The organism is Nitrosomonas sp. ANs5 (assembly GCF_050584665.1).
Classification (GTDB): Bacteria; Pseudomonadota; Gammaproteobacteria; order Burkholderiales; family Nitrosomonadaceae; genus Nitrosomonas.
In genome coordinates this window covers 15,064-28,596 of sequence record NZ_JBEUDO010000020.1, presented here as the reverse complement: position 1 = coordinate 28,596, position 13,533 = coordinate 15,064, and the positions used below count along the sequence as shown (strand labels likewise).

The window sequence follows — 13,533 nt, the reverse complement described above, 5'->3', positions numbered from 1 at the left end:
CTGTTTACAAAAATGCCACATTCACCTGGAATAACTTCTCGACCTGACGGATCATTTTCTTATTGACTACAAACATAATCACATGGTCATCTTGTTCAATCACCGTATCATGATGCGCCACAATCACTTGCGCCTGATTCCATCGCTCGGAGATATGCTTTTTCTCGTCTTCAGGCAAGTCCTGGCGGTAGACGTCGCCGGGCGGGAGACCGCGAACAATCGCGCCAATCGTGGCCCCTTTGGGCAGCTTGATATCCTCGATTTTCTTGCCCACCACATTCGACGAACTGGCATCGCCATGCGCGACCAGCTCCAGTGCTTCGGCAGCGCCTCGTCGCAGGCTGTGCACCACGACCACATCCCCCTGCCGGACATAGGCCAGCAATGAGCCGATGGTCACCTGCGCGGGCGAAATCGCAATATCGATCCCGCTGCTTTGCATCAGATCCACGTAGATGCCGCGATTGATGAGCGCAATCACCTTGCGCGCCCCCATGCGCTTGGCCATCAGGGCTGCCATGATATTGTTCTCGTCGTCATTGGTCAGCGCACAAAAGACATCCATCTCACTGATGTTCTCACTTTCGAGCAATTCTTCGTCAGTGACATCGCCATGCAATATCAGCACATTGTGCAAATCCTGCGCCAGCGACTCGCAGGTTTTGCCATTATATTCAATAATGCGCACCTGATAGCTGTGTTGCAGCGCTTCGGCCAGCCGCCTGCCGACCTTGCCGCCGCCTGCGATCATCACACGCCTGGCAGGTTTGTCCATGCTGCGCAATTCACTCATGACGATCCGGATGTCACGGGAAGAGGCGATGAAGAACACTTCATCGCCCGCCTCGACCACGGTACTGCCCTCGGGAATGATCGGACGATCACGACGAAAGATTGCCGCCACCCGAGTCTCCACATTCGGCACATGCTGGCGCAATTCCTGCAGCTGCTGACCAACTAACGGACCGCCATAAAACGCCTTGACCGCCACCAAGCTGACTTTACCGGAAGCGAAGTCTAGCACCTGCAGGGCTTCCGGAAACTCGATCAATTTCTCAATATATCCGGTCAAGATTTGCTCTGGACAAATCGCGAAATCCACGCAAAAATTCTCCCTGGAAAATATCTCGGGATGGTCCAGATAATTGGTGGCCCGTATCCGGGCAATTTTGGTGGGGGTGTTGAACAGGCTGGCCGCCAGCTTGCAGGCAACCATATTGGTTTCATCACTGCCGGTTACCGCCAGAATCATGTCGGCATCGTCCGCGCCAGCCTGCTCCATGACAGAAGGATGAGAAGCGTTCCCGGCCACGGTACGCAAATCCATCCGATCCTGCAACAGACTCAGTCTGCTTGCCGACAGATCGACCATGGTAATATCATTGGCTTCGCCGACCAGACTCTCTGCCACGGTTGAACCTACCCGACCCGCTCCCAGGATGATGATCTTCAATACCAGTCTCCGCCTTGAGTAATAGTAATAACCTTAAACCATGGCGCCCGCCTTCACCAGCGTCCCTGGAAACGCCGAGACATACCTTTGCTATCGTTACTACTGCCGTAACGATTCCCAGTACCCAATACACAATACACAATAATCAATCAAATAAGCGAGGAACCAGCGCTGGTCCAGCGCGGAATGAGCACTGATTGTCTGGAACGATAGCTGGGGCCTGCAGGGCGCGCAGTAAACCATAAAAACATGACCCGGGCAATGCAGCCTGTGCATGCGCAGATGCATCAAACCATAGGTCAATGCAGCAATGTTGCGTGGCTCAGCTCGTTCACCATGGGATTCCCAAGCCCATGAAAAATTGGCCGGATTTTACGACCCTTTTCGTTAAATAGAACGACTATTCGCCTCAAATGATCGAAAAATCCAACTCAACCAGCCGCGCCCTCGCTACGATCGCTATTCTCGGACAGCCTCCTAGGAAATACCAATCAGGATTGATGTGATCGCACCCAATCACGCCATTGATTGAACAATTCCTGGTCGAGTGCCGCAATGACTGAACGGCGCCACGGCTGGCCGGACCAGTAATCATCCTTATCCAGTGCGCACCGGTGGCCACCTGCTTCCTCGAGGATCAGGCACCCGGCGGCATAATCCCAGGGCTTCTGCCCACCATGCAGATACAAATCGAAATAGCCTGCAGCGGTATAGCACCATTCGAGCGCGCAAGCGCCGAAATTACGCTGGGAAGCATAGGGATGTCCTGCCACGACCGCCTCGGCCAGCTTACGATTCAGCCGTTTGAAGTCGACGTTGGCAATTGCCTTGCTCAATGGAATATTGCGCCTGGATAGTGGCAGCGGCTTCCCGTTGAGAAAAGCACCTTTACCCCGCTCCGCATAGAACAACTCGTCAGTGGCTGGGTTATACACCACGCCCAGCACGCTTCTGCCCTCACGCAACAAGGCAACAGAGGTGGCAAAAAAAGGCAGGCCATTCATGAAGTTGGAAGTGCCATCGAGAGGGTCGATGGCCCAAACGCCATCCTGACCCGCCTCCCATTGTTCATGCTGCTGCAAGCCTGTCATTTCCTCACCCAGCATGGCCGCAGGACAAATCCTATGCAGCTTCTCCAGCAGGCTGGTTTGCGCAGCCATATCGGCTTCAGTGTAAAAGCTGCCGTCCTCCTTGTAAATCCGCTCGACCTGCAAGTAACGCGGCATGATTTCCTGGTGCGCTACCTCTTTCACTGCTGCGATAACTCGCTCCAGCATACTCAATCGGCCCGCCACTTGATCGAGCAGCCGATGCTGGGAATTTGCTCTCGAGGCCCTTGGCCAGTCCTGGCCACTTCCACCATCGCTTCGAATAAATCGCGGCGCACATCAGCCGGCGCGGCTTCCTTGCGGGAGGCATCCAGCCGGCCGCGATACTGCAATGCCAGCCGGCTGTTGAAACCGAAGAAGTCGGGTGTGCACACGGCGCCGTATGCCTTGGCAACGGCCTGCGTTTCATCCCAGACATAGGGGAAAGGGTACGCATATTGCTGGGCAATCTTGGCCATGTTATCAAATGAATCTTCCGGATAGTCCGCCGGATCATTCGACATGATGGCAATGGTACCGATACCGTGCCCGGCAAGTTCCTTGACATCGCGGATGATCCGGTCCCGAATGGCTTTGACGTAAGGACAATGGTTGCAGATAAACATCACCAGCAACCCATTCTCACCCCGTGCCGCAGCCAGGTCATAGCGTTTGCCATCCACGCCAGGAAGATCGAAATCCACTGCTTGCCAGCCAAAATCACAAACTGGTGTTTCCAGACTCGCCATATCGACAATCACTCCTTTTCCATTTAATGATCCTATCTTTGTTATATTATCATGGAAATGTTTACAAACTTTTGATCGCCCATTATTAAAATCATCCATCCCGCATGACAGCACGCTTCTTTCACCCTCAACCCATACAGCCGGGCGAGTTGATCATGTTACTTAGTGATACCAGTCATCATGCCTCGCAGGTGCTGCGCTTGCAGCAGGGCGACCCGGTTGTGCTTTTCAATGGCGAGGGAGGGGAATTCTCCGGCCACCTGGCGCAAATTAAGAAAACAGCATGTCTGGTCCAGATCGACCGCTTTTCAGATGTGACGCGCGAATCTCCCCTGTCTATTGAACTGGCCCAGGCAATCTGCGCCCATGAAAAAATGGATTGGATCATACAGAAAGCAGTCGAACAAGGCGTGACCCGCATCCAACCCCTGACGACGCAGCGCAGCGTCGTCCGCTTGAGCGCTGAACGCGCCGGCAAACGCCAACGCCATTGGCAGCGGGTCATCATTTCCGCATGTGAGCAGTGTGGCCGGAATAGCGTTCCCGAATTGTTGCCGTTGCTGTCGCTGTCCCAATGGTTCGAACGGAAATTTGCCCAGCAAGCAGAAACGGGCGAACGACCGCGCTATTATCTGATGCTCTCACCGGCGGCCAATCATCGCCTGGCGGACTTGCCGCCGCCTCAGCCCCATGAATGCCTCACCCTGCTGGTGGGGCCGGAAGGGGGATTCACCCGCGAAGAAATGGATGCAGCCCATACGATCGGTTTTAAGTCGATTCGCCTGGGCAAACGCATCCTGCGCACCGAAAGCGCGGCGCTGGCTGCAATTGCCGCAGCCCAAACCCTGTGGGGCGACTATTGATCCTCACACTATCTACTGTCTTTATTCGCACAAGATTCGCTCAATGAAATCGGATACCGAATTTATCAGCTGGTTTCGTTCTGTCACGCCTTATATTCACGGTTTCCGGGGCAAGATTTTCGTCATTGCTTTCGGTGGCGAAGTGGTCTCGGACGGAAAATTTGTCGAGCTTGTCCATGATTTCAATCTGCTCGCCAGCCTGGGTATCCGGCTGGTGCTGGTACATGGTGCGCGTCCGCAAATTGAATCCCAGCTGCAAATGGAACAGCAGGATATTACCTATGTACAGGGCAAGCGCGTCACGGATGCTGCCGCCCTCCAGTGCGTCAAAGCAGCCGTTGGCAAAGTGCGCGTTGAAATCGAGGCATTGTTATCCATGGGGCTACCCAACTCGCCCATGGCCAATTCCGCCATCCGCGTCACCAGCGGCAACTACGTGACGGCCCGCCCGATCGGTGTCCTGGAAGGCATAGATTTGCAGTACACAGGTGAAGTCCGCCGTGTCAACACCATGGCGATCCTCGACCAGCTTGAACAAGGCGCCATTCCCCTGCTCTCGCCGCTCGGCTATTCGCCCACCGGAGAAATCTTCAACCTCACGTTGGAAAATATCGCCGCCGAAGTAGCGATCGCGCTCAAAGCGGACAAACTGATCTTTCTGGTGAACACCGAGGGGATTTATCAGCCATCCGGCGACAGCGAAAAACTGTTACAGGAAATGACCGTCAAACAGGGTAAAGCCTTGCTCGCAGCCATGCAAACCACGGCGCAACCACCAGATGAAGATATTCAGCTCTATCTGCCGTGGGTACTGCAGGCCTGTGAGCAAGGCGTGGGACGGGCACATCTCATCAGCCGTCATGTCGACGGCGCGCTGCTCATGGAGTTGTTCACGCACGAAGGGATCGGCAGCATGATCACGCGCGATCCGCTGCAAATCATACGCCAGGCAGAAATCGAGGATATCGGCGCGATTTTGCAATTGATCGAACCACTGGAAAATGCAGGCGTGCTGGTCCGGCGCAGCCGAGAATTGCTGGAAATGGAAATCGACCGCTTCACGGTGCTCGAACATGACAATATCATCATCGCTTGCGCCGCACTCTACCCCTTCCCCGACGACCAGGCCTGTGAACTGGCCTGCCTGGCCGTGCATCCCCATTATCGCAAGGCCGGCATGGGCCGTATCCTGATCGACCATCTTGAAAATCAGGCCAGAAAACGCGGCTACACTCGTCTATTCGTCCTCACCACCCGTACTGCCCACTGGTTCGTCGAGCGCGGTTACTCGGAAACCACCCTGGACCAGCTCCCCCTGCCTCGGCAGAATCTTTACAATTACCAAAGGCGTTCCAAAGTCTTCGTCAAGCCGCTCGCCGTCTGAGGCGCCATTTAGAAACGAAACGCATCAAACCGGACATGCAATCATCGCCCCGCCAGATGCATCACAATCCATCAGCCGTATCACATAGCAAACAACCGGGGATTCCAGCTTTAACCGACCGCCAGATTCTCATCTGATTGTGCTGGGGATTTCAACCGCTGCAGACAAATATCGCGCAATTCGAGCTCGGCGCTTTCCACATAAAAACCAACCGCACCCGATTGATATGCATCACTGACCAGACAAAGCACGACCCGGTCGTCAACAGACAGCTCCAGGTAGCGCCCGAACGCGATCAATTGGATGCTGGCCATTCCCCGTCTCTCCGACTGCCAGAAACCGGACTGCAACGATTCGAACCGCATCATCTGTTCCCCGGTGGCCGCACAGTTGGTGCCCCAGTCCCGCATTTGGGCGACCCCCTTCATCAAATCCAGCGAAAGATAGAAGCCATCGTGAGTGTCACGATCGATTCGGAACACGATGCCGCACTTCCCGGATCCACATAACCGCATCGACACCTGCAACCGGAAACTGTCCAGTTCGCCATCAAACAGGAAGGGCTGAAATCCCGAGCGACCACTGAGCCTAGCACAACCGTCACCGCTTGCATGACAGTGATCTTCGGGCCCGGTTCGATTGAGCGGGCGCAGCCCTCTCGTGTCCAGCCGCTCGATGACAGCATCAAGTATTTTCTCGAACGACTGCACGCGCAGCAAACCCGACGGCGTTCTCACCAGGCGCTTGGGCGGCGGCAGCATATTGGCGACATCGCGCCGCATCCGGTCATGCGTGAAGAAGCTCCACAGCAGCCAGCCGCCAGGATCAGCACAGATACGCCCCGCGTAATTCCCCTCGCCGAGCAACACGTTATCGTGATAGCTTTTCCAGGAAGCACCCATGCGTCGCGTATGCCAATAACGTATCTTGGCATCCTCGCGTATACTGCCAATCAAGTAATACTCCTGATCGATCTTCAGTAAATTGGGGACTTCAATATCGTCATAGAGTCCAGGATGATAGAGCGGCGGACGATGAACGAAACGGTTTTCCTCAACCTCCTCCATCGCCGCCACACAACCACGCCGGACAATAGGGCCATCGTTGACCCTGCCCGAACAAAGCAGCCAGCCACGCGAGTCCTCCCGGAAATAGAACGGATCCCGCCAGCTGACCCATTGCCTGCCTTCACAGATATCCGCTTCATAATGTTCTGACGAGGACGCCAGGGGATAGCAACTGGCCGGATCGAGCGGCGCCGAAATCAATGACGATTCGGGATTTGCGTCACCACGATTGTTCTCGTTATGCCGCCAGGCAACCGGCTGTTTGCGCCAATGATACAGATCATCGCTTACAGCCAGGCCGATACGCTGTATCAAACCGTGATCGCGGCGGGAGATACCGGTATAGAACATTCGCCAGCCCTTGGGCTGGTATGGATCCGGTGTCACATGCATCGTCCACAACATCGAATCATCCCAGCTGCCCGGATGCCCGATGAAAATCGCATTTTCCACGCGCACCCAATGCAGCCCATCACGACTGACCGCATGCGCGATATAATCATGATTGGGCAATACCAGGTGAAAGAGGTGATAGCAGTCATCGTGATAAACGATATCAACGTCACCGAGTGTTTTGCGAGTACCGTCAAACTCTACATACATTGAATGCCTCCTACCCCATAAACAAGCAGCATTAGTCAGATGACCCAGACGAAAATATGATGTAATCATTGCAATAGCCAGAGGCAAAACTTTCGTCTGATAATATCGATCGGCAGCATTCGAGAATATGTTTATACTCAAACAGCATCAAATTCCTGGAGCATCTTGATATGAAACCATTGATTGCAATCCTGGCGGTATCTTTGACCGCTTGCGCCAGTATCGACGAGCCTGGAAAAAGCCGCTCGGCCTATGAAGACAGTTTTGCGGGAAATCACGCTGAACTTGCATTATGCGTCACTGAAAAATTGCAGAGGGACAGGCGGTGGTCCATGCGCCTGCTACAGTTCAGGAATAGAACCTTTCAGGACATTGAGGCATCGGAGATTCTTGCCCATGACATGAGACTATTGCCCGGCATCTATGCACGCAATTCGCCCACCAACCCGGATGCGGTCATGGAATATGTTTCGCCAGCCCCGGAAGTGGTGCACACCTACGATAAAATCGATCGCACCTACCTCATGCCAGCCTTCAGGTTTTCCTTGCTGTTGAAAGCAACCGACGGCGCAACTGTCTCCGCCTCACTAAAGGGAAACCCCCATCTGGGCCGCATGGCCTGGCAATATTTACAAACATGCACGCGGTCGGAATGAGCCCCGCTCCCCAGCTGATGCCTGCTTTATTTTGTGCTTCCAAATTCTCAGCAGGATGCATGAAGCGCAGCAGAGTCCAGAGCGAGCGCGGGCAGCTTGTCAGGGATTCCTTACAATCGGCTCGGTAGATTGGATCAGTTCATCCGACAGACCCTCCAAATCATTCTCTGCAATCAATCCCTCGCTGCGCAGATGCATTAGTTGCATGCGTGCTTTCGATCGGCTGTGACTGTCGAATAGCAGAGACAGCCGCTTGTCTGCATTCTCAACCAGCTTGTAAAGATAGATGTATTTGGCATAATTCGACATATCCGCCTGGCTGTTCGCTGCCTGAACGTCAGCAAGCACCTCCGCACAAAATCTCTCCAGGGCGGCCTCTTTAAGTTTTTTGAACTTCTTCCAGTCAGACTCTGTAATCATGATAAGCAGTCCATGAATTGTTTAACGTATGCTGCTGCTCCATCACGGCTGCTGGCAATAGGTCATCTTTCCGAACCGAGCAGCCGGGGAAACGGTATTTATGGGCATTGTAAGGTTGTGTACAGATGAGTCAACTTATATTGCATATGTAGGCTGCCCGACCCTCGGCAAATTCAAACGACTGGTACTCGCCTGGCATTAAGGAGTCGTTCATGAATAACTGTAACACTTGGATCACATCTGGCAGGTACACTGCGGCGTTGTTCGTCGTTGCCATAGCTCGCTATGACTCCTCCTCTCGCCTTGCATTGCATCCAGCCAGACGCGCTCAATTGTCACACTTATTCCTTCACGGCTCCTAAGAATTAGGCAGGCTTCTCATCCTTGGAAACCAGTGCAGGGCGGAGCAGGTAATAGCCCGCCAACCCGGCCAGCATGCCCGGCATGCCTTCGTAAATGTCTTCATGCAAATCGAAATAACGCCAAAGCCAGGCCGTGCCCATACCCACAGCCATCATGACCAGCGCCAAACGTTCATCGACCGGATGCTGGCGTACCAGAATGAACAAAAGCGGCCCAAATGCAGCCGCCAGGGTCGACCAGGAAAGGATCACCAGGTTGAAGACACTCTGCGTTTCCGCCAGTGCAATGAGCAATGCCAGCGCTGTGACCGCCAGCGTCATGCTCTTGATCTCCCAGGTTTTTTCCAGTCGCCTGGGTGCCAGATCATGGGTCAACGCTGATGAGCAGGCAAGCACCAAGGCATCGGCTGTCGACATAGTCGCGGCAAAAATACCTGCCAGGATAAGGCCAACCAAGACCGGCGGCAATAATTGCATCGCAATGGTTGGCAAGGCGAGCTCAGGGTCCAGTCCTTGCAGCTCGGGCAGATATAGCCGTGACAGCATGCCGACACCGGTCGCCAAGGCATAGAATATCGTAAAAAAACTGTAATAATAGACGCGCGCCTGGCGCATATGGGCGGCATTGTCCAGCGCCATGAAGCGGATCATGATATGCGGCTGGCCAATCACGCTGAAACCCGCAAACATCCAGCCGACAACGAACAGTACCACACCGCCCAGACCAGGCATCAGCAGATTATCGGGGAACCAGTTCAGGTAATGTGGGATTTGCTCCAATTGCCGCCAGGTCGCGTCAATGCCCCCAAGGCCATCCACACCCACTATGAACAAAAGCCCCATCGCACACACCATCACCAGCGACTGCGCCGCGTCAGTCCAGATCGATGCACGTATGCCCCCTGCCAAACAATAACCGGCCACGATGACAGCGACCAGAATGGCACCGGACTGATGCTCCCAGCCAAACAAGGCATGCAATGCCTTGCCACCGGCGGCGAGCTGCGCTGCCGCATAGGCCCCGAGAAACAGGACCGTGATGACGGCAGCGAATTTGCGCACATAGATCAAGTCCCCGCCCTGCCAACGGCTGAGCACGCCTGCGAAGGTGATCTCGCGGGTATGCTCGGTCGATATCCGCAATTGCCGGTGAATGAATAGCGAAGCAAGAAAATCGCCCAATATCCAGCCCAGCATCAGCCAGATTGCGGCCAGGCCAGTGAGATAGGTAAAGCCGATCACACCAATGAACATATAGCCGCTATTATTGGTGGCGACGGCTGACAAGCCTGTCAACGCGGGCGAAACCGAACGGCTGGCGAGATAATAATCGACTTTGGTGCCACGGCTCTTGTACACCGAGGCAAGTCCAACCAACAAGAAGCCGGCCAGAAAGATAATAAAACTAGCCATGCTCATGTGGCGATGATCCTATTTTGATAGCGCGCCTGCGAAACAGTGCAGTCTCAGGCGATGTCGCCCTCGTATATCGGCAAGGCGTATGGCGAACCGCGTTTTGCCAGGAAATCAGGCCGGGGGCGTTTTCCGCCGAAGGGTGCTACCAGGCGGTTACTGAGCGCGTTATACACAACAAAGAAGTTACTGCGCGGAAAGGGTGTGATATTGCTGTTTGAACCATGCATAGTATTGCAATCGAACAAAATCACGGTACCGACCGGTCCCAAGGGCGTCTCGATGCCGCCCGCCTCGGCCAATGCGCGCAAGCTATCGTCATCGGGCACGCCGTATTCCTGCTTCTTGAGCGACTGTACATAGTGATTATCAGGTGTCTCCCCGACACAGGCGATATATTTCTGGTGCGAACCCGGGATCAGCATCAACGGCCCGTTATAGCTGCGGTTAGGTGTCAGCACGATCGACATCGACAAAGCGCGCATACGCGGCATACCATCCTCGACATGCCAGGTCTCGAAATCGGAATGCCAATAGAATTCCTTACCCCGAAAGGCCGGCTTGAAATTGAGACGCGACTGGTGAATGTAAACATCGTCACCCAACAGGAAACGGGCGATGCCTGCAAGGCGCCGGTCGCTGGCCAGACGCGCAAAAATGCGGCTGACCTCATGAACTTTAAAGATCGAGCGCAGCGCCCCGCTGCCAGGCTCCCGGATCAGCAGTTCCGGGTCAATGCCCTCTGTCTCGGTTCGCACCCCCCCCATTTCACGCTGTAAACAGACAATTTCGTCAGGGGTAAGCAAATGAGGCAACACCAGAAAGCCATCCCGGACATAGCTTTCCGTTTGTGCGCGTGTCAGGGGTGACACCGTTGTCCAGTCGCTGTAGACGACAGGATCCTGACGTGCCAGCATCTCGGGCATGGCATGCACGCGCGATGGATAACAATCAGCTTGTGTTGTAACAAAGCCCGCTTGAAGTTGCTCTTTCATCTTTATATCTCATCATTCGACGGTTTCAGCCTCAAGAGGGTAGGCGCCAGTTGCGTCATGCACCTCACGGCCGTTAAGTGGTGGATTAAAGACGCACGCCAGCTCCATTTCGGTATCGGCACGCAAGACATGCTTATCATGTTGATCCAGAATATAGATCGTCCCTGGCGTGATCGGATATTGCTTGGCGTCATCCAGAGTTTCGACCATCCCGTGGCCGGAAATACAATAAACCGATTCAAGATGGTTCTGATAATGCATCTCAGTCAAGGTACCCGCATAGATGGTCGTGATATGGAAAGAAAAACCCATACCATCATTTTTCAACAATAGACGAGTACTTTCCCAGTTTTGCGCCACAACCCTGCGAGAAGAGTTGCGCGCATCTTTCAAATTACGCACGATCATAATATCTAGGCAGCCACTACGTTACTGAGGGGTTTGCGCTGGCTGGCAACAGCCACCGTGACGCTTTCGTCCAGAATATCCAGACCGCGTGTCAGATCTTCATTGCTGATTGTCAGCGGGCACAAGCATTTGACAACTTCGCTATCAGGTCCGCTGGTCTCAATGACCAGGCCGCGCGCGAAGGCGGCACGGCTAACGGCTGCAGCCAGCTCACCACTCCCGCAGTCAATGCCCTGCATCAAACCGCGCCCCTTCACCTTGATGAGGCCCTTGTTATGTTTCTCGGCAATGGCACGCAAGCGTTGGGTTAACATCGCCGCTTTGGCCTGAACAGATTTGGAAAATTGGTCATCGCGCCAGAATGTTTCGATCGCCGCCGCGGCGGTCACAAAAGCGTGGTTGTTGCCGCGGAAAGTGCCATTATGTTCACCCGGTTCCCAGATATCGAGTTCACGTTTGATCAATGTGACAGCGAAGGGCAAACCATATCCGGAAAGCGATTTTGACAAGGTAACAATGTCCGGTTTGACATTGGCGGCCTCAAAGCTGAAAAAATTGCCGGTGCGGCCACAACCTGCCTGAATATCGTCGATGATCAGCAGCATATCGTAACGGCGGCACAAGCGCTCCAGCCGCTGCAGCCACTCATAAGACGCCACATTCAACCCGCCTTCACCCTGCACGGTCTCGAGAATGACTGCGGCAGGGTGATCGAGACCACTGCTGGCATCCCCCAGCACTTTCTCAAAGTAGTCTATGGTGTCGACTTCATCACCCATATAGCCATCATAGGGCATTGCCGTGACCCCTGTCAGAGACATGTTGGCGCCCCCGCGATGATGCTGGTTACCGGTTGCCGCCAGCGAGCCCAGCGTGACACCATGGAAACCATTGGTGAAAGATACAATATTGGTACGCCGCTTGACCTTGCGGGCTATTTTCATCGCGGCTTCAATCGAATTGGCACCGGTCGGGCCAGTAAACTGAATGACATAATCCAGACCGCGCGGCTCGAAAATATGTGTCCGCATGGCTTCGAGAAAGCCAGCCTTGGCACGGGTGTGCAAGTCGAGGCTGTGGGTGATGCCATCTGAAGCGATATACTCCAGCAGCGCATCGCGCAACACTGGATGATTATGACCGTAATTCAAACTGCCAGCGCCCGCCAGAAAATCGAGATAGCCGCGCCCATCGCTATCATAAAGCGTAGCGTTCTCAGCGCGCTCAAAGACACAAGGAAAGGAGCGCGCATAGCTTTGCACCTGCGATTCATTGCGTTTAAAAATATCGGTATTAATATGATCTGCCGTTGTGACTGTTTTATGTGTGGTCATGATTCTTTCCTTCTGTTTGATTTACCCTGCCCGGCACTTGAAACGGGCCAATAGATATGAGGAACTCGCTGTCATGTTGGCCGCCCAAATGCTGGTCGCGGTCAAATAACAGTGTGCGTTGATGGGGTGCGCCCAATGCCGCAGCTATTTTTTCAAACGTTGCCCACGACGCTGCGTTGGGCTGAGTCACAGTGGTCTTCAGCATGGAAACACTGGCACATACGGGGCGCGACAAAATATCGAGGATCAACTGTTTACCCAAAGCCTTGCCTCGTGCGACACGGTCTACTGCCATCTGCCAGATAAACAGCGTTTCGGGTTCTTCTGGCAACCGATAGCCTGAAACAAAACCGAGAATCCTGCCATCCTGTTCGGCCAGGGCGGAAGTTGCTGAAAAATGCGTGCACTGCAGCAAATTGCAGTAAAGGGAGTTTTGATCGAGCGGTGGACAGTTTGCAATCAGTGCATTTACAGAAGCCCCATCCGTGGAAAAGGGTTGGCGTATAACGATATTACTGAGCTGCTCTACTTCCAAATATGAGTCCTGTAGTTTGTTTTCAGTTGATAATCTTCAATTTCCAGATCACTGCTTCCTTATTACCCTATAGGAAGTTGCATCGTCCTGTCAAATGCGAAACCCGTCCAAACATGGAAAATCAGCATGTTTTCTCACAAAACACAAACCATACAATATGTTTTATTATCAATAACTTATATAGAATTTCACTGCATAGAAGC

General features: G+C 53.8%; 13 protein-coding genes. 3 read left to right on the top strand and 10 right to left on the bottom strand.

What is annotated here, in order from left to right:
* Positions 1–4: 4 nt before the first annotated feature.
* From trkA to ABTW62_RS06710, 3 genes are all read right to left on the bottom strand, one after another.
* Positions 5–1,453 (bottom strand): Trk system potassium transporter TrkA, encoded by a 1,449-nt coding sequence (gene trkA, locus ABTW62_RS06720; protein ID WP_430903828.1) that lies wholly within the window; start codon positions 1,451–1,453, stop codon positions 5–7.
* A 491-nt stretch (positions 1,454–1,944) separates the two neighbouring features.
* Positions 1,945–2,730 carry an inositol monophosphatase family protein gene (locus tag ABTW62_RS06715; RefSeq protein WP_430903827.1) on the bottom strand — a complete coding sequence of 262 codons (786 nt, stop codon included), beginning with the start codon at positions 2,728–2,730 and terminating at the stop codon, positions 1,945–1,947.
* A 2-nt stretch (positions 2,731–2,732) separates the two neighbouring features.
* Positions 2,733–3,290 (bottom strand): thioredoxin family protein, encoded by a 558-nt coding sequence (locus ABTW62_RS06710; RefSeq protein WP_430903826.1) that lies wholly within the window; start codon positions 3,288–3,290, stop codon positions 2,733–2,735.
* Between the two features lie 104 nt (positions 3,291–3,394).
* On the opposite strand from ABTW62_RS06710, the gene ABTW62_RS06705 reads away from it, so the two are divergent.
* Positions 3,395–4,153: a 16S rRNA (uracil(1498)-N(3))-methyltransferase gene (locus ABTW62_RS06705; protein WP_430903825.1), complete on the top strand. Its 759-nt coding sequence runs from the start codon at positions 3,395–3,397 to the stop codon at positions 4,151–4,153.
* Positions 4,154–4,196: 43 nt separating this feature from the next.
* The gene (gene argA, locus ABTW62_RS06700) at positions 4,197–5,537 is read left to right on the top strand and encodes an amino-acid N-acetyltransferase (protein WP_430903824.1); all 1,341 of its coding nucleotides are present in this window, start codon (positions 4,197–4,199) and stop codon (positions 5,535–5,537) included.
* Positions 5,538–5,647: 110 nt separating this feature from the next.
* Here argA and ABTW62_RS06695 read toward each other — a convergent pair whose 3' ends face one another.
* Positions 5,648–7,207, bottom strand: coding sequence for a hypothetical protein (locus ABTW62_RS06695; protein ID WP_430903823.1), 1,560 nt, complete (start codon positions 7,205–7,207; stop codon positions 5,648–5,650).
* A gap of 170 nt (positions 7,208–7,377) precedes the next feature.
* On the opposite strand from ABTW62_RS06695, the gene ABTW62_RS06690 reads away from it, so the two are divergent.
* Positions 7,378–7,863 (top strand): hypothetical protein, encoded by a 486-nt coding sequence (locus ABTW62_RS06690; RefSeq protein WP_430903822.1) that lies wholly within the window; start codon positions 7,378–7,380, stop codon positions 7,861–7,863.
* 99 nt (positions 7,864–7,962) lie between these two features.
* Here ABTW62_RS06690 and ABTW62_RS06685 read toward each other — a convergent pair whose 3' ends face one another.
* The 6 genes from ABTW62_RS06685 to ectA form a co-directional block, all read right to left on the bottom strand.
* The gene (locus ABTW62_RS06685; RefSeq protein WP_430903821.1) at positions 7,963–8,283 is read right to left on the bottom strand and encodes a hypothetical protein; all 321 of its coding nucleotides are present in this window, start codon (positions 8,281–8,283) and stop codon (positions 7,963–7,965) included.
* 365 nt (positions 8,284–8,648) lie between these two features.
* Positions 8,649–10,064 carry a sodium/proline symporter gene (locus ABTW62_RS06680; protein ID WP_430903820.1) on the bottom strand — a complete coding sequence of 472 codons (1,416 nt, stop codon included), beginning with the start codon at positions 10,062–10,064 and terminating at the stop codon, positions 8,649–8,651.
* Positions 10,065–10,111: 47 nt separating this feature from the next.
* Positions 10,112–11,053, bottom strand: a complete 942-nt coding sequence (gene thpD, locus ABTW62_RS06675; RefSeq protein ID WP_430903819.1) for an ectoine hydroxylase — start codon at positions 11,051–11,053, stop codon at positions 10,112–10,114.
* Positions 11,054–11,065: 12 nt separating this feature from the next.
* The gene (locus tag ABTW62_RS06670) at positions 11,066–11,461 is read right to left on the bottom strand and encodes an ectoine synthase (RefSeq protein WP_430903818.1); all 396 of its coding nucleotides are present in this window, start codon (positions 11,459–11,461) and stop codon (positions 11,066–11,068) included.
* A 5-nt stretch (positions 11,462–11,466) separates the two neighbouring features.
* A complete protein-coding gene (gene ectB, locus ABTW62_RS06665) occupies positions 11,467–12,795 on the bottom strand; it encodes a diaminobutyrate--2-oxoglutarate transaminase (RefSeq protein ID WP_430903817.1) in 1,329 nt (442 codons plus the stop codon).
* A complete protein-coding gene (gene ectA, locus ABTW62_RS06660; RefSeq protein ID WP_430903816.1) occupies positions 12,782–13,330 on the bottom strand; it encodes a diaminobutyrate acetyltransferase in 549 nt (182 codons plus the stop codon). The genes ectB and ectA overlap by 14 nt, the downstream gene beginning before the upstream one ends.
* Positions 13,331–13,533: the final 203 nt, after the last annotated feature.